Here is a 22,557-nt window from a genome sequence, read left to right as displayed (position 1 = left end):
TCAAGCTGAATTTCCTTGGCAACTGCAGCTCGTTTGAACGCGCCGGATAGTACATCGCAGGATGTTGTCACCACCGACACCTTGGCGATATCGTCGATATTGGGCATGGCCATGCTGGAAAAAACATCGGCAGAGATGGTGTTGAGACCCGCCGCGGGTGCAGTCTTCGCGCTGCTGGACGGTCGATCAGTGCTTTTCAGCGAGACAAAGCAGAAGATCTATGAGCTGGACCAGGTGGGGGCATTCATCTGGTGCAAGTTGGCACAAGGCGCTTCTTTGGAAGACGTCCATCAGGAACTCGGCCAGCTAGGCATTGACGAGCACGCAGCACGCCAGTTCACGTGGCAGGCGATGAACATCTGGATCGATCGAGGGTTGCTCGACCTCGACTGGCGAATGTCGGCCAATTGCGCCTTCTCAACGGTGCTTGGTCAGCGCAGGATCAGTGTCCGGGCTGCAAATTTGGACCTCTTGCAACGGGTGATTTCGCTATTTTGTGTTCCGGACGACAGCGGCGGGCAGGAGGATATTGCGATCGAGACAATGGTGCTGGACGATCAAGTATTCTTCCGCGGGAATGACGCGAGCATCCATAGATGCGAAGCTGCAGCTCTGGCACCTACAATCAAAGCTCACATCACCGAGCGACTTATCCGAAGCGATCAGTGGGCGTTCGCGCTCCACGCCGCTTCTCTTGCGAAGTGCGGCATGGGCTTGCTGCTGTGCGGCCAACCGGGAGCCGGCAAATCGACCCTTGCACTTGAACTGGTGGACGCTGGATTTCAGTATGCCGGCGACGACGTTGCGCTGATTGGGGCTGACGGAACGATCTGCGGCGTCCCATTTGCTCTCACCCTCAAGAAGGGGTCGTGGGAGTTGCTGTCGCGACTGTATGGCGATTGGAACGGCGTGACGCATTGCCGGTCCGACGGCGCCGAGGTGCGGTATTTGCCGATCCCGGATGCGCACAATGGATGCCTTTCCGCCAGCTGGATCATCTTTCTGAACCGGGTTGCAAGCGGCCCAGTCGAGCTGACCTCGCTGGATCATCTTGATTCGATCAAACGGCTCATTGAGGGCGCATTTGCCGCGGACGGGAAGCTGTCGCAGGCCGGCTTTTTTGCTTTGAAGCGGATCGTTGCGGGCGCGCGATCGTTTCAACTTACCTATTCCGAATCGGCGAAGGCTCGGCGGCTGCTGGTGGACTTGTGCAATGGCAAGGCATAGTGCGGCACTGACGAGCCTTTGCAATTGCTTGCGGGGCTTGCCGCCCGTCGAAGTGGAGTGGACCTCCGTAATCGGGCTCGCAAACCAGACGTTAACGACGCCTGCGCTCATTGACTTCGTCGATCAATTTGCATCGGTGTTGCCGGAGGACGTCTGCACGTATATCCGCCAGATCTATCGCCGAAACGTGCTGCGCAACGAGCGGTTGGCCGACCAATTGGAGGAGGCCGTCATTGCGATGAACGGCCAGGGAGTTACGCCGGTGTTGCTCAAGGGTGCGGCAACGCTAGCCACCGCGCCTGTCGAGCGGCGAGGAGTTCGGCTGATGTCCGATCTGGATATTATGGTCATGCCGGACGAAGCTGAAAGAGCTGTCGCCGCTCTGGGCGCAATTGGCTATGAAATTCATGATCAAGCGCGCCCCGAAAGCCGGAAGTGGTATGTCGAGCTAAGTCGATCGCGGGATGTCGGAACCATCGATCTGCAGCGAGCCGCTCCAGGCCCCGCGCACCTCTATGCTGGCCGCGGAGATGCTCTGAAACACTGCGTCCCCGCGCTGCTGGGGCGGGGAAGCGTATACGTCCCGACGCCCGCTTATCGAGCGCTCATGTTGATCATCCATGATCAGTTTCAAGACTACGGTTATTGGCTTGGCGAGCTCGATCTGCGGCATCTCGTTGAGTTGCGCGACCTGAACAATTCCGTCGAGGGCTTGGACTGGCAGGAACTTGCCTCTCATGTCTCGGGCGAATTGATGAAGAACGCAGTCGAAACCCAGCTGCTCGCTCTCGCTGCGCTGCTTGGGGTCGAGATCCCGCACTCGATGCGCTCCCGACTGATTCCTCGTCTGCAGTTCATGCGACAATTGATGCAAGCACGCTTTCCGGCCACACGTGTGCCATTCCTCGCAATGACGGTCCTGGACCTCAGAAATTACCGGAGGCAGGCGACCTTTGACTACACGCAAACCGGTATGCGCCGGCCTGGATTGTGGTCCGTACCAAGAACGGGCACCTTACAGTTTCTGTTGAGGGCGGCCACCGCAGTTCGTGTGGGAAAGGTTTAAAGCTAGCAACGGTCGCACGAGCGCCCTCGCAGGGCCAAACATTTTCAGGCAACCGACATTTCTGCAGTTGCGCAGAGCTAATGCCCTTGACCACCAGCATTCCGATCGGACGACTCGCCGTTCTCGCGAATCCTGAACTCTTCGAGCGTGTGCCCGGATTGGAGCGCGGCAACTAGCCAGCGAGGCCGTTTACCGCGTCCCGACCAAGTCTCTGCCGGGTGGAGTGGATTGAAATATTTCGGCAACACCTTCGGGTATTTGCGGCGCGGCGGCTGGCCCGTTCCCGCCTTGGCCGCCCCGCTTTCAGCTTCACCGAATTGATCCGGCTGGTTGAGTTGCGCAAGACGTTTTTCGAGCTCCCGCTTCTCGATTGTGATCTTTTCAGCAAGTATTTTGGTCAGCTCTTCGTGAAGGAGCCAAAGTTCCTCAAAGTCCATGGCTTCGAGATCTTGCCGACGCAGCATTCTCGTCACCGTTCGACTGACGCCTGAGCCATCTGTCATCCTCAGCTTTCGAGCATCGTTCCCCGAGTAGCGAATCAACGATGGGCAAAGTCAGTGCTTCAAATTGACGTGACAAACAAATAAATAATATATTGTTTAATAATTATTGCGAGAGTTATTTTATTAAATGGGGATAGGCAGATCAACGACTTGCTGCAGCGCAAAAAGAGGGGATATTCAATCGAGTTCCCGGTTGGGCGTCTTCAAGATGCAGTCGGAGCATCCTTCTGCCGGCTGCACCGTTGGACGTTTGGACCTGAAGGCAAAATCGAGCTCAGGCGACCAGCGCTGGGGATATTGAGTTATTCGCGCCGGGGTACGCATTGCGAAGGCGCGCAACAACGAGACTTCCCAGAACGAAGGACAGCCTACGCGCCAACCATATTTATCGATAATACTGCGCTGCCGATTGCCCTGCGGCCGCCTTATGTGGTCCCCGTTTCCGTCACGTCCGGGGTTATCGCTTGAATGGTTCCATGGCTGCACGCAGCCAGTGTGAATTTACCCCGTCCGGCAATTAAATTATGCGGATAGCCCATTTTTTTGGCTTGATTGACTGTTGCGACGCAGTTATCTGGAAGGCGAATTTAAGTTCGGTTCCATACATTTTCCTGGGTAAATCGCAATCACCGTCTTGATTAATATCAATCCGGGTAATACTAAGTTGGGCGCAACTACAGGGTGCGAACATGTCAGCTAAGAAACTCGAATTAGAATCAATGTCCCTTGACGATCTCTGGTCGCTTCATGAGGAAATTAGCGGGATCCTGTCGGATCGGATCAAGGCAGAAAAGCACGAACTGGAGAAGCGCCTGGCGGTTCTTGGGGGCGGGATGGCTGTTTTGGCGGACTCAAGCGGGTCGGGCGTGTCTCCGACCGCCAAAGCGAGACGCAAATATCCGCGGGTGCTGCCGAAATACCGGAACCCCCAGACGTCCGAGACTTGGTCGGGGCGTGGCAAGCGGCCGCGATGGCTGGTTGCCGCCATGAAGTCTGGCCGGAGGATTGAGGAGTTTCGGATAGGAGATGCAAGTCCGAAGCTCCGTCAGCGCGCGTGACCTAATTCTGCACAGATCGACGGGATGGTTGAGGTCAACTGGTCGGCACAGCGCTGTAATCCTGTGCCCCTAATAGGCGTTGCGTCCCCGCAGCACTTCGATGGGAGTTCGCAGCAGGATTACGAGATCAAGCCGAAGGCTCCAGTTGTCGATGTACCAGAGATCGTATTGTACGCGTGTTTCGACCGTGACAGCTGTGGGGGTCGGACCGCGGCAACCATGGACTTGGGCCCATCCGGTCAATCCTGGCCTGACCCTGCGGCGAAGGGCGTAGTTCCGCACGAGCTTGTCAAATTCTCCGTCGTGAGCCAAGGCATGAGGACGCGGACCCACCAGCGACATGCTGCCGTCGAGAACATTTAACAGCTGTGGCAGTTCGTCGAAGCTTGTCCGACGCAGCCATTTGCCGACGCGGGTGACGCGACGGTCGACGCGATGGGCCTGAAGGATCGCGGGCCCGTCCTCGAGCACATGCATCGTCCGGAATTTGCGGATCAGGAAGATCCGGCCATTAAAGCCACAGCGCTGTTGCCGAAAGAATATGGGGCCGGGAGAATCCAGCTTGATCGCAAGCGCGGCCAGCACAAGCAGCGGGGCAAATATCGTCAAGGCGAGCCCCGCGCCGAAAAGGTCAATCATTCGCTTGGTCGCACAGTCCAGCGGCGTAAGAGGACCACGCTGGAGTTCAACACAAACGGCACTTCCAAGACTTCGCGTAGGATGTCGAAGCAGTTCGGATGTCGTACCGACCGGCACGAACACGACCGGTAACGGCAAGACCCGCAAGTCGGCAACGAAGGCCCGAAGTTCGGGCCATCGCTCCGGGTTCGCTTCCACCACCACCTGGTCGAGCTCGGAACCGCGAATGTAGTCAATCACGCGAGCAGTGAGCCGCCTTCGACAGGCAGGACCGAAGCCGACTGGAGGCAAGCTGAACCGGCCCCGGACACAATAACCATGCATCGCCAGCGTCTCAGACAGTCCGGCGTTTTTCGATGGCGGCTGGTCGCTGACCAGAACAATATTTGTGCTGGCGAATTTCCTGCCGCTCAGGCCCCTTCCGAGCAGCGCCCTGACTCCCCACCGCTCAGCCATAAGCAAGCCTAGGCCCAGGACAGCGAAAAGCGGGACTGCTTGCTGGGAAGAGTCCGGGCGAATGGCAAAGCCGTATACGGCCCAAACTAAGAGCAACGATGACGTCCAGGCCATCCAGACGGCGCGCATCTGACTTCGGAGAACGAGAAGCTCAGCTGGCCGATAAAGGCCGTGGGTCTTCAAGAGGCAAATGAGACATGCTGCGCTGACCAGCGCCAAGCCAAGTGCGTTGCTTAAGTCGCCTGCAGCCCACCCATTCTGGGCTTGGCACAGCCACGTCGAAACGACGCTCGCAAAAAGGATGGTCGCAATATCCGCACAGAGCGCCACGTATTCGATCGAGTCGTAACGGAGGGGCCATTTGTGCAGGCGGGATACTGACGGCCCGGGACTGACACGATCCGTAACCTCCCGATCAGGGAAATGTCGGTTCACGAAATTCATCGTCAGGACACCCGCGAATTAATATTTAATCTATTATTAAATAACCTGATTTATCAAGAGAAAAGTCCTGGTTTCAGCTATTTAAATATGTCGCACTGCTCAGAGGATCCTATCGAGATCCCTGTCGGGAGTTCCGCGCACGCATGCTGTCGAGGTACGACGGATCCAGCTCCGAAATCAGGCTCTCGAGATAGACCTTCCCGCCGGCTGAGGCTGACCGGTATGCGGCCAAAAGCGCCGGCCTGAGGGTAGGCCGATGCGTAACGACGAGGCTGACGTCGCGCTTGATCAAGTCACGAAATTCGAGCTCCCGTACCACAGCATCTGTAGCGAGCGCGACGGATAGCCTTAACGGAAGCAGATCCAAATCATTCGGCGCGGTATAGTAGGACATCTTGAGCATCGCCGCCGTGTCAGACTGGGTCAAATCGCGCTTCGATGCCGCCGCGAGCATGAGCCAGATGTCGCCGCGAAGCGGCGAAGAGCGTAAGGCACGGGCAAACGCTTTCGGAGCCACCGGAAGAGCCGTCTTTTGCTCGTCCGCGGATAATGCCGGATCCCAGAGGGATCTCGATTCCCCTCGGATCCATAGGTCTTCACGTGCTGCCGCAACTGAAACCGGCTTCGAGGTCGCATTCGGCCATGCTGCGGTCACTACGCCTGTCGGCAAAGAATGACCACCGAGATACCAGGCGGGCAAGACCATCCATATTGCCTGCACGAGCAGCGCGATACCAAGAACCATCAAGGCAACGCGGGGCCAGGCGGTGACAAGCGCTGACGCGAATCTTGGGCGAGATGCCGGAGCTGGACCGGCCATCCAATCTGAAGTCTCTTTCGATCCCGGGGATATGGCGTCACGGCCCGCGCTGGGGACGCTTTGACCGAATGCCAGTCCAAAAACCGCGGCGATCAAAAGCGATGCGCCCAAATCCAGAATTCCATGGTCGGCAAAGGCCAGTACCGTCAGTGTAATCGAAGCGCCGGCGCCCAAGGCTGGGTAGACGTAATCGTAAGCTCGCGACAGAGACCGCCTGATCAGAATACAAGTGCCGAGCATTGCTACAACCACGAGACCGCAAAGGAACGCCCACCCCATATCCACAACAATTGCCGCGGCGGCCGTTGGCCTTTCTCGCAGGGCACCGCTTCCGATGTCCCGATAAATCGGCAAAAGGACGGTCGAAGCGCCTGCACCGGATCCCGCCGGTCGGACGTCCTGTAGCATCCGTTCTGTCGCGATCTGGCTGCTCGTTGACAAAGCGATCGTCAGATCGGTGTTCGTCCTGAACGGAATGACCGTCACGCTGGCAATAAAGAATATTACGGCGGTTGCGAGAACGCCAGCGGTACCCCACAAACCCAAGAACCACCTGCGAATTGCGAACATCGAGAGCAGGATTCCTGATCCGAGGAGCGCGGCAACGACGGCGGTCAAGTTGGTCCGAATGAGCAGCGCGGCCATGCAGACAATCATTGCGATGATCGCGGCGGACAGAGCCGGGAGCGGGGCCGGCCCAATTGTTCCTGGCCGACTGTGGCGCCGAAATTGATCGATTGCGCGTATTGCCGTCGCGCAGGAGAGCAAGACGCCGAGCACTGCGACGGTTGAGCCATCGGGCCCGGCGACACCAGCAGTTTCCTTGCCGAACCACATAACTGTGGCGATCGTGGCTATCAACAGTAGGATATGCAGGACTTGCGCTGCGCGATATCGGTCAAGTGTGACGACCGCAGTGACGAGGGCAGCGGCGAGCACAGCGCAATACTGGGCGAACGAGAACATCGTCGCCCCGGTGTCGACTGTGATTATTTCGGCAAGGGGTTCGTTCAAGGCCGCCGATGCAGTTGCCCAGATGGCATTGCCGAGTGTGCCCATAGGCATCGGCACTGCCTGTGACGCCATCCAGAGCGCCGGAACCGCGAGTACAACGCCGAGACCAGGCCGGAGCAGCTTGGCGAGCCCGAGGGAGGCGGATGATGGAAAGATCGCTACAACTAGCGCGGCTGTTGCAAGTACGAACGATGCTAATACTCTGCTTTGCAGGCTTTCCGGCATTGCGAGCGCCGCGATAGTCGCCACTAACTCGGCTAACATGACAAGCCGGATAATCATGTAAACACCATCTTGTGGTGCGGCCACTCCGCCGATCCGCTAGCCGGAGGAACGTGGAGGCCGCTACGAGACAGCCTCAAGACCCAGAAAGACCATAACGGATGTAGTGGCTGTCATGATAGTAGTAGCTCCGGTGTCCGTCATATCGAGCCATGGCCTTGGTATCCGTTTTGCTGAGAACTGCCCCAATCAGCGATTCGTGGATGTTGGGTGCCGTGTGCAGTGCGTGCTGCACGACATCTATTTTGGTCCGGCCCCATTCAACAATGAGAATGTAGCAGTCTATTAGAGACGAAGTGGCTCGGACATCAACCAACGGGGTCAGGGGAGGAAGGTCGACGATGACGTAGTCATAGTCAGCTCGCAAACGGTCGAACAGCTTGCTTATCGCGTCGGCGCAAAGAATTTCGCTGGTGTGAAGCAGAGGTCCCCGCCGCACGGCAGGTAGAAATGCAAGATTGGTCGTCGGATCCCGCCAGATAGCGTCCGCGAGGGAGCGGCTGCCGTTCGCAACTTCGATGATTCCGGCGACAGCTTTGGGCGCAAAGATAGCAGATAGCGAGGGATTCCTGAGGTCGCAATCAACGATGATGGCCTTCTTGCCGGTGTGCCCGATCAATTGCGCGAGCGAGGCTGCAATCGTGGTCTTCCCCTCATTCGGTAGGGCCGAGGTAATCCCGATGACCTGGGAGGAGATTTTCGCCGGATTGTGGTCGATGGCTAGCTTGATGGAACGAATTGCCTCGGTATATCGAGATAGCGGCATCCCGACCACGGTCCGATGAACTGCGGTCGGCGACGAAACTATCCGTTGCTGAACATCATCATCGGTTTGCTGGGGACGAACTGATGGCTTCGGGGATTTGCGGGCCGGTAACAATGGGACCAAAGATATGCAAGGCAATTCCAGCACGGTTTCCACTTGTGAAGAGGTACGAAAGACGCGGTCCATGAGGTCTCTGAGCAGCGCCAAGCCGATGCCCAGCGCGAGACCGCCGAGGATGCCGAGCGCCAGCACCAGCCTTGTCTTAGGCTTGCTCTTGCTCGGCGGCGGCGAAGCGGGAAAAATGACCCGCGTTTCCGAGATGGGGAATGTCTCCTGCTGTGTGGAGCCCATGTAACGCTGCAGGAAAGTCTCGTACAAGCTCCGCAGGCCCTTTGCTCGGCTCTCCAGATCCTTGATAGTCAGCTCAGCAGAATTGACTGAACGGGACTGAGAGACGGCCTTGGACAGCTGCTTTTCGATTTCTTCCTGCCGCTGTTTGGCGAACTCGAATTCGCTTCGGCTGACTTCGGCAAGTCTCTTGACCTCGTCGAAAATGGAGACGCGAAACTCCCGGATCCGGTTACGGACATTGACAACGGCCAGGTGGTCGCGACCGACCCTGGCCGTCAACTCGGCCTCACGCCGCGTGAGTTCCAGATATTGTTGGCGTAGCCCCGTAATGATCTGACTGTTTGTCGCATCGGCCCCGATAGCATCCAGATTGATCATCGAGGACGGCTTTTTCGGATCGGAGGCAAGGAGAGATTCATACCGAGCCAACTTGGCCGTCGCCTCAGAGGTCTGGGCGCGTGCGGCAGCCAATCGATTGTTGATTTCCGTGATCTGCTGCTCGTCGATGGGCTTTCCATCCAAAGAGACGATATTGTTCTGGACCTTGTAGACGTCGACGGCACGTTGTGCAGCGAGGGCTTGGTCACCGAGATCGCGCAGCCTCTCCTGCAGCCAGCTTGTTGCCCTGCGATTGGCATCGAACTTTGCATTGAGCTGGTCCGCAACATAGGTATTGGCTACCGCGTTGACGATCTCCGCGGCTCGGGCTGCGTTGCTCGAATTGAAATTGATCTCGATGACGTTGCTGTACCCGACACGCCCTGCCGAAAGCCGACTCAGAAATGCATCTACGAGAGCGTCCGATGGTTCGCCCTTCGTATCGGGCGGGCTATCTTTCCTCGATCCAGTCGATGCCCATGACCGAATTCGCTGCCAGAGCGACTGTAGAGATAGCCCTGACCCATTAAAGTCCGGATCGTCCGCCAGCTTCAATTGGTCGATTACCGCGACTGCAGTGGCCTTTGATCTCAGGAGCTGGAGTTGGGTCTCGATTTGACTGAGATCGAAAGCCGGCTCGGCGAGCAGTGATTGCTGCTGGACAAATAGGGGCCTTGGATTAGCCAACAGGATCTGAACCTGCGCCGTATAGGTTGGAGTCACCAAACGGAGATAGAGCAGGCTGGCCGCAGTCACGAGTCCAGCAGTGACAAGGATCACGAGATATTGGCGCCGTAGAAGCCCGACCGCGAAATTGATGAGGTCGCTTATTCCTCCGCCGTCTGCCTGGGCGGGTTGAGCCAGCCCGTTCACCGGCAGCCGCAGTCTGTCCGTGTGTTGAAGATTGTTCTGGAGCATCGCGTACCTGTCCGACGGTGGGTCACGTTGGGGCCGCCCGCCCGCAGACCAACGTTCAGGCAGGACGTGCGGGGCGCTGGGAGATTATATACATTAAAAAAATCTACTTGCCAAATTAAATAAATCATCTATTAATTGAAATGAGATAAAAAATAAGGACGAGGCACGCTTCGACGCATGCGTCTGGAAAATGGATGATATTTCTGAAGCTTGTGGTCTGTCTGGCATTTGCATCGAAAATAATGTGAGCTTTTAGAGACGGATTGTCGGACGAAAAAATTAATTCTATCGAGGGTTATGGTCCACTGCGTGAAACCCGATCGAAATTGAGGACCGGCAGGAGGTACCCAATGCTGGAACTGCGATCCTTGGCTATCCCTGATGTCAAAATAATTCGAACAGATCGCTTTTCCGACGTCCGCGGCTACTTCTGTGAGACCTTCCAGCGATCGGCTTTTGCGGAGAAGGGAATCCTGCATGACTTCGTTCAGGATAATCAGTCCAGCTCGGATCGGGTCGGCACGGTGCGCGGCTTGCATTTCCAGCGACCGCCCTTCACCCAGGCGAAGCTCATACGGGTGTTGAACGGGGCCATTCTCGATATTGCTGTTGATCTCCGGCGTTCATCGCTCAGCTTCGGCAAGCACATCGCCATCCAGTTGGATAGTGAAAGCGGTGAGCAAGTGTTTATTCCGAAGGGGTTCGCGCATGGTTTCTGTACGCTGCAGCCCAAGACCGTCGTCTTGTACAAGGTCGACCAGGTCTACGCCCCGAGCCATGACGGCGGCGTCTATTGGGCTGATCCAGCATTGGGGATCAAGTGGCCCGTGACAACCGCAGAGGCTCAGGTCTCGCCACGGGACCAGACGCTTCCTGCGCTCAACCAGCTTGCTTGCGTCTTCGAGTAGTGGAGATGGGTAGAATGCGTATCTTGGTGACCGGCGGAGCGGGATTTATCGGTTCTGCGGTGTGTCGCCGTTTGGTGCAGCAGACCGGTGCCGCAGTGATCAACGTCGACAAGTTGACATACGCAGCCAACCTGGCTTCGCTGGCGAGCATCGAGGGACTGGAGTCTTATGCGTTCCTGCAGTCCGACATCTGCGATCGCGAGGTTATGGATCTCGCGCTCGCCGACTACGAGCCGGACGCGATCATACATCTGGCCGCCGAAAGCCACGTCGACCGTTCGATCACCCGGCCCGACGCCTTCGTCAACACCAATATAGTTGGCACCTATACGCTGTTGGAGGCTGCCAGGACTTACTACGAACGTCTGCCGTTTCCGCGGCGGAAGCAGTTCCGCTTCATCCACGTATCGACAGACGAAGTCTACGGCTCATTGGGCCCGGACGACCTGTTTCGCGAGGACACGCCCTACAGGCCGAGTTCGCCGTATTCGGCGAGCAAGGCCGCCTCGGACCACCTCGCACTCGCGTGGTTCAGAACCTACGGTCTGCCGGTCATCGTATCGAATTGCTCCAACAATTACGGGCCGTACCAGTTCCCGGAAAAGCTCATTCCGCTGACGATCCTCAATGCGATCGACCGGAAGCCTCTGCCGGTCTACGGCGACGGCAAAAATATTCGCGACTGGCTTCACGTCGATGATCATGCCGCCGGCTTGATAGGACTGCTGTACGAAGGAAGACCGGGCGAGAAGTACAATTTCGGCGGAGATGGCGAGCGATCCAACTTGGAGGTAGTCACCCAGGTTTGTGACGTGCTGGATCGATTGTCTCCGGGCGCGGGAGCGAGACGATCTCTCATTACTTTCGTGCCGGATCGTCCGGGACATGATGCGCGCTATGCAATCGACGCGTCAAAGGCACATCGCGAACTTGGCTGGGAACCGACGAGAACCTTCGAACAGGGCTTGGCCGAAACCGTCGGATGGTATCTCAAAAACCGTGCATGGTGGGAGCGTGCTCGCTGCGGTGTCTATGACGGCTCGCGTCTCGGTCTCCTGGCTGCCCAACACTGAGGTGAAGATGACAGATCGACCCATCCTCATTGCCGGACGGCATGGTCAGTTGGCAATGTGTCTTCGTGATCTCGCTGCAATGAGCAGTCTGCCTGCGGTGGCTCTCGGGCGTCGAGAACTCGATCTAGAGAACCGCGAAGGTGTCCACAAGCTCATCGCGTCGATCGCACCGTCTGCAATCATCAATACGGCCGCATATACGGCGGTTGATCAGGCCGAATCCGAACCAGCGAAAGTGTTCAGCATCAACCGCGATGGCGCGGCGGCGCTGGCAGATGTCGCGTGGCAGATGAACATTCCGCTGATCCATCTCTCGACCGACTATGTGTTCGACGGCGCAAAACCGGATGCGTACGAGGAAAGTGACATTCCCGCCCCGCTGAATGTCTACGGCGCGTCGAAGCTTGCCGGCGAAGCTGCTGTGTTGGCCGCGCATCCGCTCGCGACCGTGATCAGATGCTCGTGGATTTACAGCCCCTACGGCAGCAACTTTGTTCGAACGATGTTGCGGCTATCTAAGACGCAGCCGATTGTAAGGGTTGTTGGGGACCAACATGGAAATCCGACCTACGCATTCGACCTCGCGGAGGCCGTCCTTCGGATCGCAGAACGGTCAGTAACGGACGATCGGAGAACCACGGCCGGCATCTTTCATCTCGCCGGTCAAGGCGAGACAAGCTGGCACGACTTTGCGCGGGCGATCTTCGACGAGCTTTCCCGTCGTGGAGCGCGGATTCCGGCGCTCGAGGCGATCACGACTGAAGAGCTTCCGACCGCTGCGCGTCGGCCACGGAACTCGCGCCTGGATTCATCCAAGGCCGAACGCGTGTTCGGGATTCGATTGGCACCTTGGCGCCATTCACTCGAAGCCTGTCTCGACCAGCTAGTCGGAGAAGGAGAAACCGATGTTGAGGGGAATCGTGCTGGCCGGCGGCAGCGGAACGCGCCTCTATCCGATCACGCGCGTGGTCAGCAAGCAGTTGCTCCCGATCTATGACAAACCGATGATCTACTATCCCCTGTCGACGCTGATGTTGGCAGGGATCCGCGAAATTCTGATTATCACTACGCCTTCAGACCGGTGTCAGTTCGAACGGTTGCTGGGGGACGGCAGCCAGTGGGGCATTCGGCTCAGCTACGCGGAGCAAACCCGTCCCGCCGGTCTCGCGGACGCTTTCATTGTTGGTGCCGATTTCATCGGAAACGATCGTGTGGCGATGGTGCTTGGCGACAACATTTTCTTTGGCGATGGCCTGAGCGAACTGCTTTCCAGGGCGGCAGGACGTGAGGAAGGCGCAACAGTTTTTGCTTATCACGTGCGGGACCCGGAACGTTACGGCGTCGTCGCGTTTGATGAGGCGGACCGCCCAGTATCGATCGAGGAGAAACCCAGACGGCCAGCTTCGAATTGGGCAATCACCGGGCTGTATTTTTTCGATAATCGCGTTGTCCGCTACGCTCGACGCGTCGAGCCATCGTCGCGCGGAGAGCTCGAGATTACCGATCTTCAGATGCGCTACCTTGCGGCCAATACGCTACATGTTGAGCGCATGGGGCGGGGGTTCGCTTGGCTGGATACCGGCACGGTTGAGTCGCTCATCGATGCCGGGATGTTCGTGCAGACCCTGGAAAAGCGACAGGGAATGAAGATTGCCTGCCTCGAGGAGGTCGCCTTCAGACTTGGCTTCATCAATCGTGATCAACTTCTCGCGCTGGCGCAACCGTTGGAGAAGAGCGGCTACGGCAGATATCTGAACGAAATCACTCGGCTACCGCATTTCGCCTCGCAATGACGCCACTCAGTCGATGTTTGGAACTACGTTAAATGTATGCTCATTGAATTGACGAGCAGTTTAAAATAGAATTAAAATATAAAGCTAGTTTATTTAATCGGTATATCCATGCTGGTTCAAAAGGCGAGCGTCTTCAGTCGGGGAGCCCGGGCCGTTTTTCCAGGGGAAGATATTCCTGCATCTGATGTTTTTTGGCCAGAAGCGTCGTTCTGGAATGCGTTCGATGGCTCCGATCCGGTCGGCCGGTGGGTTCCGCCGTTTGCTAATCCGCCAGCAGGTGACCCCACTTTCTTCCCGCAGTCGTCTCGGGCCGGCGCGGGCGATCCGCCAGACTTGCGCGGCGTTACGCCCCGCGTCTTCTCCGCATCTTTCCAGTCGCGATTGTCTGCTCTGCTGTCTTCGACGTCTTTGACGAGCCGCTATCAGGGCTTGGTCCCGACATTCCCATCTGCGGCAAGCGAAGGGACGCCGCCGACTTCATCATCATCATCGGTTTCGACCTCGGGCACCACTCACTGGACCAATTCGAGGGGCGGAGTCTGGAATGTCGCTACGAACTGGAGCGCCGGCGTCCCGGGCATCATTGACTCTGCGTTCCTCGATGCGGCGGGAGCATACGTCGTCACTAGCAGCGCCAGTGTTGATATCATGAGCCTGGTCGTTGATGCAGGCGCGATGCTTTCGTTCGGTGCCGGGTCGCCATTTATCGTCGAAGGCGATGTGTTGAACAATGGGACTGTCGAAGCTGGGGCGTTCCTGGGCGATCGCATTGCCACAGGGGACTTTAAGGGCGACATCAGCGGCACAGGATCTTTCGAGATTTCAGACAAGGCCATCCTGGAGATCGGAGGTTCGGTTTCCGGGCAGTTCTTGAATGGATCGTTCTCCGGCACAACCGTGTCGTTCGACACGGGAAGTGGCACGCTTGTCCTCGATCAGTCGGCCAAGTTCCACGGGTTGATCGCAGGTTCGTCGCCGGGGACGCCGCTTTCGCCAGAGAACCTCATCGACCTGAAGGATCTACCCTTCACATCGTCGATGTCGGCGACTGTCCACTACGACAATAGCTCGAATATCAGCGTCGTCGATTTCAGCAATGGTGCGGCCAATGTCACCTTGCTGTTCTCGGGGATGGACTCGAATTGGAATTTCAAGAGCGATGGGCAGGGAGGCACCATTGTCTCCGATCCACCCACGAATCCCATCGTACTGGAAAACCAGAAGCCGGGTACACCGAAAAGTGTCTGGCAGATCCAGCCGGGAGACAATTCGACGCTGACCCAAGGGTTTGCGACAGCAATCAGCGCCAATGTCGGCGGGACGGTCCAGTTCAAGATCAACAACCTGACCGGCAACCCGAACTACCGCGTCGATGTCTACCGACTAGGTTATTACGGTGGCAATGGTGCCAGGCTGGTTACGAGCCTGCAGCATCAGGCCGGAGCTGCGGTCGTCCAACCCGCTCCATTAAGTGACCCGTCGACTGGCCTCGTAGATGCCGGCAACTGGAGCGTGACCGACTCCTGGAGCGTGCCAACCGATGCGGTCTCGGGCGTCTACATCGCCAGCGTCATCAACGGCACCCAGATTTTCCAGATCCCGTTCATCATAAAGAACGAAGCTTCACACAGCGACATCGTCCTGCAGACAAGTGATGAGGACTGGCAAGCCTACAACGGTTGGGGAGGGGCCAACCTTTATTTCGGGAACGGCCCGGGCATCAACGGATCAGCCTACGCGGTCAGTTACAATCGCCCCCTCGTAACGCGTGACGGCACCGGAACCTTTTCCGAGGGGGGAGACTCCCCGTTCACGGCTGAGTTTGCGGCCATTCAGTGGCTCGAGCAGAACGGGTACGATGTCTCTTACATTTCTGGAATCGATGCTGCGACAAACGGCTCGTTGTTGCTCAATCACAAAGTCTTCATGGACGCGGGGCATGACGAGTACTGGACCGAAGCTCAGCGCGCCAACGTAGAGGCCGCAGCGCACGCTGGCGTGAACCTTGCGTTTCTCACAGGCAACGAGATCTTTTGGAAAACAAGGTTGGCGCCCAGCATCAATGGCAGCGGATCAGCCAACCGCACACTCATTAGCTACAAGGATACGCACGCAAATGCGTTGCTTGATCCAACAGGACAGGCGACCGGCAATTACTCCGACCCGCGGTTCGGATCGACGCCTCTTCCGTCGAATGAGTTGACCGGTACATTGTTCGCGGTCAACGCATTTCGGTACGATACGATCACGATACCCTACCCAATGACCCAGTTGCGCTTCTGGCGTAATACAGCTGTCGGGCAAACGTCACCCGGGCAGACCGCCTCGCTCGTGCCTGGCCTATTAGGCGTTGAATGGGACACGGCACCGGACAACGGATTCCGACCAGCTGGGTTGATCAGTGTCTCATCTTCAACAGTGCAGGTGGACGGAAAGTATCTGCTTGATTATGGCAATACTTTCGGAGCAGGCACGGCGACCCACAATCTCGTGGTGCATCGGGATCCCGTTAGTGGCGCACTGATATTCTCGGCCGGTTCAATCAACTGGCCGTGGGCGCTTGCTAGCGACCACGACGGGCCGGCGACTCCGGTAGACCCGAATGTACAGCAGGCGATGGTGAACCTTTTCGCGGACATGGGGGTTCAACCGGCGACGCTGCAAGCGAGCTTAGTGGCCGCGTCGCAGTCGACAGACGGTACGGCGCCGACCTCTGGCATCACCAACCTCTCGGCTGCCAGCGTTGTCGAGGGGCAATCGATCACAGTGACGGGGACGGCCACTGACGCGGGTGGAAAGATTGCCGGCGTCGAAATCTCCACGAATGGTGGAACAACCTGGCATCCAGCCAACAGCAACGTCGGCGCGGCGAACGTGACATGGTCATATACGTTCGTCGCAGGCGCTCAGGGGACATATAATCTCAAGACCAGGGCGGTCGACGACAGCCTGAACTTGGAAACACCCGGTGCGGGCACTACCTACACGGTCACGCCGTCTTCCAACCTGACACTCTTCAGTACGACCGATACGCCTGCGGTGATCTCAAACGGCGATTCCGGCTCGGTTGAGCTTGGCCTCAAATTCGTCCCAGCCGCATCGGGAAAGATCACCGGTATTCGTTTCTACAAAGGGCCTGAGAACACCGGCACCCACATCGGTGACCTCTGGACCACGAACGGCACGCTGCTTGCGAGCGCCACCTTTAGCAACGAAGCCGCGAGCGGCTGGCAGCAGGTTGATTTCGCGACGCCTGTCAATGTGCAGGCCGGCGTCACGTATGTCGCCTCCTATCACACGAACACCGGCCACTATTCCTCAACCGACTACTACTTCATCAACTATGGGGGCCTTACGAAGGGTGCGCTCACCGCGCCTGGTAGCAGCCTCAATGGCGTCTATGCCTATGGCAGCAGCCCGGTCTTCCCCGGCAACGCTTCCTATATCGACGCCGCGAATTACTGGGTGGACGTCGTTTTCACCGATTCAGGCACGACGTCGCCGCAAGCTCACGAAGACAGCGGCTTCACGGTTAGCCAAAATGGCGTGCTGAACATTCAGGCATCAACGCTGCTCGCGAACGACACCAATCCGTCCGGGCTGGCTTTCTCGATTACGAGCGTCGGTAACCCGGCCAATGGCAGCGTAAGCTACAATTCGCAGAACCAGACCGTGACCTTTACCCCCACCAATGGCTATGCCGGGGCGGCGAGTTTTACCTACACGATCACGGACACAAGCGGCCAAACCGGGTCCGGCCAGGTGTCGCTCAAGGTCAACTATCCGGTCTCCGCGCAGAGCCTGTTCGGCACCAGCGATGCGCCAAACGTCGCCAATTCCGGCGATACCAGCCCCGTCGAAGTCGGAGTCAAGTTTACCGCATCCGTGAACGGGACAATAACCGGCCTGCGCTTCTACAAGGGATCGTTGAATACCGGCCCCCATATTGCGGATCTCTGGAGCTCGACCGGAGCCCTGCTTGCAACTGCTACATTCACGAACGAGACAGCCAGCGGCTGGCAGCAGGTCAATTTCTCCAATCCCGTGGCCATTACGGCAGACACCACCTACATCGCGTCCTATCACACCAACGGTAATTATTCCGGTACCCAGAACTATTTCGCGACATCGCTTATCAACGGCCAGTTAACGGCTCCGGCTGGCGCCAACGGAGTCTACAGCTACGGATCCGGAAGCGCGTTCCCGACGAGTACCTTCAAATCCTCCAACTACTGGGTCGATGTCGTCTTCAACGGATCCTCCTCGGCCACAAATACGCCGCCAACCGCGGTCGCGGATACCGCTGATGCGACCGAGAAGGGTGGCGTAAACAACGGCACGGGCGGCACGGCGGCCACCGGCAACGTACTGACCAACGATACCGATCCCGACCCCGGTGACACCAAGACTGTCACCGCAGTCAGCTTCGGCTCGACCAATGGCACACCCGGTTCAGCTCTCGCGGGCGCGCACGGCACCTTGATGCTCGACGCCTCGGGGGCCTTCACTTACGCGGTGAACGAGAACGATGCAGCTGTGCAGGCCTTGCGGCTGTCGACTAATACGTTGACAGATGTCTTTAGCTATACGATGCGGGACTCTGTGGGCGTCCCGTCGTCGGCCGCGCTCACTGTCACCATTCATGGTGCCAACGACGCGCCGGTGCTGGCGATTCAGACCGGCAGCCAGAGTGCGAGCGTTGGCTCCGCGTTCTCGCTAACGCTGCCCGCAGGCACTTTCACGGACGTCGATTCCGGCGACTCGCTCACCTACACCGCAACCGCCGCTGACGGTTCAGCGCTTCCCGCATGGCTGGCGTTCATTGCGTCGACCCGCAGCTTTAGCGGGACGCCAACGTCTTCGGACCTTGGCACGCTCAGCGTCAGGGTCGCTGCTGCTGATCTCGGTAACCTCACTGGCAGTGAGACGTTCGATATCGCAGTGTCGGCAGTTCCTTCAACGGTGAGCTTGTTCTCGAGTTCGGATACTCCGGCAGTGCCGTCCGGCTCGGATACCTCCCAAGTCAACCTCGGAGTGCAATTCGCGTCGTCCGTCGCAGGCACGATTACCGGCATCAAATACTACAAGAGCGCAAATGATCCCGGTACCCATACGGGCTCGTTGTGGAGCAGTACCGGCACGCTACTGGCGACCGCGACTTTCACAAACGAGAGCAGCAGCGGCTGGCAAACCGTCACGTTCAGCAATCCCGTGTCGATCGCGGCTGGCACCACCTACGTCGCGAGCTTTCACAGCAACGGCCATTATGCCTCCAGCACTAGCTATTTCACCACCGCTCGCACCAACGGTCCGCTCACGGCTCCCGCGAACATCAACGGCGTCTACACCTACGGAACAAGCAATCTGTTCCCGACCAGTGCCTATAACGCAAGCAACTACTGGGTGGATGTCGTGTTCAACAGCTCGAGTGGCGGCGCCAACCAATCACCAGTCGCTGCGAACGACAGCGGCTTCTACGCCACGCAGAACGTCCCCTTCGGGATTCCGGGCTCCGCACTGCTTGCCAACGACACCGATCCCGACGGCAATACGCTCACGATCACGGGCGCGAGCGGCGGTGTGAATGGCGTCGCCAGCTTCAACGCCCAAAGCAATAGCGTGACCTTCACTCCGACGGCCGGCTACACGGGACCGGCGTCCTTCAACTATGGCATCTCCGACGGCCATGGCGGGATCGCCAGTGCATCCGTCGCTCTCAATGTGAACGCTGCGTCTTCGACGACGGTGCGCCTGTTCAGCGCAAGTCAGGAGCCCAGCATTGTGGCGGCCAATGATCCAAAGTCAGTGGAACTGGGCATCAAGTTCCAGGCGTCTATCCCAGGCGATGTTGTCGGCCTTCGCTTCTACAAGGGGCCATCCAACACGGGCACCCACGTTGCGGATCTTTGGAGCAGCAGCGGGACTTTGCTGGCAGCAGCGACCTTTACCAACGAAACGGCCGACGGCTGGCAGCAGGTCAATTTCGCCACGCCCGTGACGATCATGCCGGGAACCACCTACGTCGCCTCCTATCACACCGCCGGGAATTATGCGGCCGACCCGGGCCTGCTGGCCAACGCAATTACCAACGGGCCGCTGATGGCCCCGTCCTCCGCATCGATCGGCGGCAACGGTGTGTTTGCCTACGGGACGGGTAGCCTATTTCCGACCAACACCTACAACGCAACGAGCTATGGCGTTGACGTAGTTTTTAGGCCGCAGCTAGCTGCATAGGAGACGTAAAATGCACGCCGAACTCTATACCGACGGAATCGAAGAAATTACCGTGAGTGGAACCATTGTCCGCATCGATCTGGTCAGCCTTTCACCAACGGAGCGTGACGCCAACAATGTCCCGAAACGCGTGTTTTCTCAGCGGCTGATCTTGTCGGTCGAATCCTTCGCCAATTCGGTCGATGTGATGCAGAAGGCGCTTCAGGGGTTGGTCGACGCGGGCGTAGTCCGGCGAAATCAGCCAGCTGAGTCGCACAATGGTGCGTCGGTCGTACGCGATGCGCTCGCGCCCAGCACGCCACGGTCTCATAATGTCTCTTCGAACTTCCGGTGAAATCGACGCCGCTGGTGGCGCGAAGGGCCGGGTTGTGGACCCGCCTGGATTGGCGACGCGGACGGCATTGGAATGCCTGTCCAAGATTGCCGGTTATCACGGCATCGACCTGCCGGTCGAGCGTCTGAAGCACGCCTATGCCGTAGCCGCTCCGCCCTCCTTGGATTTCCTGTTGCGCATGGCCAAGGATGCAGGTTTGCGCGCGAGAAGCACGAAAATGGAGTGGGGTGCGCTGATCCGTCTCGGAGAAGCCTATCCGGCGCTGACTCGGCTCGCCAATGGCAACTGGATCGTTGTCCTTGGTGCAGGCGTGGGAGCCGAGGGCACTGAGATCGTCAGCGTCTTCGACCCGCTCGCCGACCGCAAGGACGAGGTCTTGGTCGTCGACCGGGATCGATTCTGTGCCCAATGGGCCGGTGAAACCATCCTGATCAAGCGCGGGCAGTTGACACAGGATGGTCGAAGGAGTTTCGGCCTCCGGTGGTTCGTACCGGAATTGCTCCTTCAATGGCGACTGTTTAGGGACGTCGCGATTGCCGCCATCCTGCTCTACGCGTTGGGCCTCGTCATCCCGATCTTTTTCCAGCTCGTCATCGACAAAGTTCTGGTTCACGAGAGCTTCACCACGCTCTACGTACTCGCGGCAGGGGCGGCCGCAGCACTCGTCTTTGACGCGATATTCGGCTTTCTGCGGCGCTACCTGCTGCTTTATGCGACCAATAAGGTCGACATTCGGGTTGCTACAAAGACGTTCGGTCATCTCCTCGGGCTGCCGGTCACCTTCTTCGAGCACATGGCAGCGGGGGTCTTGGTCAAGCACATGCAGCAAGCGGCGCGGATCCGTGAGTTTCTGACCGGGCGACTATTCTTAACCACCCTCGACGCGCTTTCGCTATTCGTCTTCCTGCCGGTACTTGCGCTCTACAGCGTCAAGTTGACGCTTATGGTTCTGGCCTTCACTGCCGCGAGCGGCGCTGTTGTCGGCCTGCTCATGGGCCCTTTCCGGCGACGCCTTTACGATCTCTACCAGGCGGAAGGTGCGCGGCAGGCTCTCCTCGTCGAAACAGTTCACGGTATGCGCACGGTGAAGTCGCTGGGGATGGAGCCCGTGCAGGGCAGAACTTGGGATAGCCGCTGTGCACAGTCGGTGACCATGCGATTCGGTGTCGAGAAGATTTCCGCCGGCGCCCAGGCGCTGACCGGATTTCTCGAGAAGATCATGACGCTTGGGATCATCGCTGTCGGAGCCCTCGATGTCTTCGCTGGAGAAATGACAATCGGCGCACTGGTCGCCTTTAACATGTTGGCCGGCAGGGTCTCCGGACCACTGGTCCAGCTCGTGACCATGGTGCATGAATACCAGGAAGTTGCTCTTGCCGTGAAAATGCTCGGCGAGGTGATGAATCAGAAGCCTGAGCGTGATGGCAAGAAGGATGGGCTGCGGCCCGATCTCGCTGGCAAAATCGAGTTCGAGAGTGTCTCTTTTCGCTACGGAGCTGAGGGGGCGCCGGCGCTTGATGATGTCTCCTTCGCCGTCGAACCGGGTTCGATCTTCGGGATCGTGGGCCGGAGCGGCTCCGGCAAGACGACGCTCACAAGGCTGATTTCGGGCATGTATCCGGTGCAGCAGGGGCTGCTTCGTATCGACGGATACGATTCGAGGGAGCTCGACCTGGCACATCTGCGCCGAAACCTCGGAATCGTCTTGCAGGATAATTTTTTGTTTAAGGGGACGGTCCGCGACAATATCGCCTGCGTGAAACGGGACGCGACCTTTGCCGAGGTCGTCGCTGCGGCGCAGCTCGCAGGCGCCGACGAGTTCATCGAGCGGTTGCCCCGTGGCTTCGACACCATGCTCGAGGAAGATGCCTCGAACCTGTCCGGCGGGCAGAAGCAGCGGCTCGCGATTGCGAGGGCTCTGATCGTCAATCCACGGATCGTGATTTTCGATGAAGCGACGAGTGCCCTCGATTCCGAAAGCGAAATGATCATCAAGCGCAATCTCCGCCGTTTGGCGGCAGGGCGTACCGTCATCATCGTCTCGCATCGGCTGTCAATGCTGAGTGAAGCAAGCCAGATCCTGGTGATGGACCGCGGCCGAATCGTTGACGTAGATCGCCACGACCACCTCTTGTCGAAATGTACCATCTACAGGCATTTGTGGAACCAACAGATGAAGCAGATTGCATGAAGGAGACAAGGCAACCACGTTCGGATGCGAAGCCGGACGGTCTGGTCCTCGCCAGAACGGTCGAGCGACGGCGAAAGCTATTCAGGCCAGTGCCGAGGCGAG

General features: G+C 58.2%; 14 protein-coding genes. 10 read left to right on the top strand and 4 right to left on the bottom strand.

Going from position 1 to position 22,557, the window contains the following annotated elements; genetic code table 11:
- Positions 1-105 precede the first annotated feature (105 nt).
- Together GWG65_RS13785 and GWG65_RS13780 are read left to right on the top strand one after the other, a co-directional pair.
- The gene (locus GWG65_RS13785; RefSeq protein ID WP_275196104.1) at positions 106-1,227 is read left to right on the top strand and encodes a serine/threonine protein kinase; all 1,122 of its coding nucleotides are present in this window, start codon (positions 106-108) and stop codon (positions 1,225-1,227) included.
- The gene (locus GWG65_RS13780) at positions 1,214-2,293 is read left to right on the top strand and encodes a nucleotidyltransferase family protein (RefSeq protein WP_275196103.1); all 1,080 of its coding nucleotides are present in this window, start codon (positions 1,214-1,216) and stop codon (positions 2,291-2,293) included. Before GWG65_RS13785 ends, GWG65_RS13780 begins: the two co-directional genes overlap by 14 nt.
- Before the next feature lie 77 nt (positions 2,294-2,370).
- Here the strand turns inward: GWG65_RS13780 and GWG65_RS13775 are convergent, their stop codons facing one another.
- Positions 2,371-2,757, bottom strand: coding sequence for an H-NS histone family protein (locus tag GWG65_RS13775; RefSeq protein WP_275196102.1), 387 nt, complete (start codon positions 2,755-2,757; stop codon positions 2,371-2,373).
- 728 nt (positions 2,758-3,485) lie between these two features.
- On the opposite strand from GWG65_RS13775, the gene GWG65_RS13770 reads away from it, so the two are divergent.
- Positions 3,486-3,854: an H-NS histone family protein gene (locus GWG65_RS13770; protein WP_275196101.1), complete on the top strand. Its 369-nt coding sequence runs from the start codon at positions 3,486-3,488 to the stop codon at positions 3,852-3,854.
- 69 nt (positions 3,855-3,923) lie between these two features.
- Here the strand turns inward: GWG65_RS13770 and GWG65_RS13765 are convergent, their stop codons facing one another.
- The 3 genes from GWG65_RS13765 to GWG65_RS13755 form a co-directional block, all read right to left on the bottom strand.
- On the bottom strand, positions 3,924-5,393 hold the full coding sequence (locus GWG65_RS13765; RefSeq protein WP_275196100.1) for an exopolysaccharide biosynthesis polyprenyl glycosylphosphotransferase: 1,470 nt from the start codon (positions 5,391-5,393) through the stop codon (positions 3,924-3,926).
- A gap of 109 nt (positions 5,394-5,502) precedes the next feature.
- The gene (locus GWG65_RS13760) at positions 5,503-7,536 is read right to left on the bottom strand and encodes a hypothetical protein (RefSeq protein WP_275196099.1); all 2,034 of its coding nucleotides are present in this window, start codon (positions 7,534-7,536) and stop codon (positions 5,503-5,505) included.
- Between the two features lie 49 nt (positions 7,537-7,585).
- On the bottom strand, positions 7,586-9,922 hold the full coding sequence (locus GWG65_RS13755) for an AAA family ATPase (protein WP_275196098.1): 2,337 nt from the start codon (positions 9,920-9,922) through the stop codon (positions 7,586-7,588).
- 350 nt (positions 9,923-10,272) lie between these two features.
- Here GWG65_RS13755 and rfbC point away from each other — a divergent pair, with 350 nt between their 5' ends.
- The 7 genes from rfbC (at position 10,273) to GWG65_RS13720 (ending at position 22,455) form a co-directional block, all read left to right on the top strand.
- A complete protein-coding gene (rfbC, locus tag GWG65_RS13750) occupies positions 10,273-10,830 on the top strand; it encodes a dTDP-4-dehydrorhamnose 3,5-epimerase (RefSeq protein ID WP_275196097.1) in 558 nt (185 codons plus the stop codon).
- A gap of 14 nt (positions 10,831-10,844) precedes the next feature.
- Positions 10,845-11,903 (top strand): dTDP-glucose 4,6-dehydratase, encoded by a 1,059-nt coding sequence (gene rfbB / locus GWG65_RS13745; RefSeq protein ID WP_275196096.1) that lies wholly within the window; start codon positions 10,845-10,847, stop codon positions 11,901-11,903.
- Positions 11,904-11,910: 7 nt separating this feature from the next.
- Positions 11,911-12,900 (top strand): dTDP-4-dehydrorhamnose reductase, encoded by a 990-nt coding sequence (rfbD, locus tag GWG65_RS13740; protein ID WP_275196095.1) that lies wholly within the window; start codon positions 11,911-11,913, stop codon positions 12,898-12,900.
- Complete coding sequence (gene rfbA, locus GWG65_RS13735) at positions 12,809-13,696, top strand: glucose-1-phosphate thymidylyltransferase RfbA (RefSeq protein WP_275196094.1); 888 nt, start codon at positions 12,809-12,811, stop codon at positions 13,694-13,696. The genes rfbD and rfbA overlap by 92 nt, the downstream gene beginning before the upstream one ends.
- Positions 13,697-13,804: 108 nt before the next feature.
- Positions 13,805-19,930 carry a DUF4082 domain-containing protein gene (locus tag GWG65_RS13730; protein ID WP_275196093.1) on the top strand — a complete coding sequence of 2,042 codons (6,126 nt, stop codon included), beginning with the start codon at positions 13,805-13,807 and terminating at the stop codon, positions 19,928-19,930.
- 10 nt (positions 19,931-19,940) lie between these two features.
- On the top strand, positions 19,941-20,264 hold the full coding sequence (locus GWG65_RS13725) for a hypothetical protein (protein WP_275196092.1): 324 nt from the start codon (positions 19,941-19,943) through the stop codon (positions 20,262-20,264).
- The gene (locus GWG65_RS13720) at positions 20,242-22,455 is read left to right on the top strand and encodes a peptidase domain-containing ABC transporter (protein ID WP_275196091.1); all 2,214 of its coding nucleotides are present in this window, start codon (positions 20,242-20,244) and stop codon (positions 22,453-22,455) included. Before GWG65_RS13725 ends, GWG65_RS13720 begins: the two co-directional genes overlap by 23 nt.
- The last annotated feature ends 102 nt before the right edge of the window (positions 22,456-22,557 follow it).

This window comes from Bradyrhizobium sp. CSA207 (assembly GCF_029051685.1).
Classification (GTDB): Bacteria; Pseudomonadota; Alphaproteobacteria; order Rhizobiales; family Xanthobacteraceae; genus Bradyrhizobium.
This window is presented reverse-complemented; position numbering and strand designations above follow the sequence as displayed.

Bases quoted from the DNA above. Each gene is read 5' to 3' on its own strand.
- GWG65_RS13755 (WP_275196098.1), bottom strand. From the start codon at position 9,922: ATGCTCCAGAACAATCTTCAACACACGGACAGACTGCGGCTGCCGGTG.
- rfbB (WP_275196096.1), top strand. From the start codon at position 10,845: ATGCGTATCTTGGTGACCGGCGGAGCGGGATTTATCGGTTCTGCGGTG.
- GWG65_RS13765 (WP_275196100.1), bottom strand. From the start codon at position 5,393: ATGAATTTCGTGAACCGACATTTCCCTGATCGGGAGGTTACGGATCGT.
- rfbC (WP_275196097.1), top strand. From the start codon at position 10,273: ATGCTGGAACTGCGATCCTTGGCTATCCCTGATGTCAAAATAATTCGA.
- GWG65_RS13775 (WP_275196102.1), bottom strand. From the start codon at position 2,757: ATGCTGCGTCGGCAAGATCTCGAAGCCATGGACTTTGAGGAACTTTGG.
- GWG65_RS13785 (WP_275196104.1), top strand. From the start codon at position 106: ATGGCCATGCTGGAAAAAACATCGGCAGAGATGGTGTTGAGACCCGCC.
- GWG65_RS13730 (WP_275196093.1), top strand. From the start codon at position 13,805: ATGCTGGTTCAAAAGGCGAGCGTCTTCAGTCGGGGAGCCCGGGCCGTT.
- GWG65_RS13770 (WP_275196101.1), top strand. From the start codon at position 3,486: ATGTCAGCTAAGAAACTCGAATTAGAATCAATGTCCCTTGACGATCTC.
- rfbA (WP_275196094.1), top strand. From the start codon at position 12,809: ATGTTGAGGGGAATCGTGCTGGCCGGCGGCAGCGGAACGCGCCTCTAT.
- GWG65_RS13725 (WP_275196092.1), top strand. From the start codon at position 19,941: ATGCACGCCGAACTCTATACCGACGGAATCGAAGAAATTACCGTGAGT.
- GWG65_RS13780 (WP_275196103.1), top strand. From the start codon at position 1,214: ATGGCAAGGCATAGTGCGGCACTGACGAGCCTTTGCAATTGCTTGCGG.
- GWG65_RS13720 (WP_275196091.1), top strand. From the start codon at position 20,242: ATGTCTCTTCGAACTTCCGGTGAAATCGACGCCGCTGGTGGCGCGAAG.
- rfbD (WP_275196095.1), top strand. From the start codon at position 11,911: ATGACAGATCGACCCATCCTCATTGCCGGACGGCATGGTCAGTTGGCA.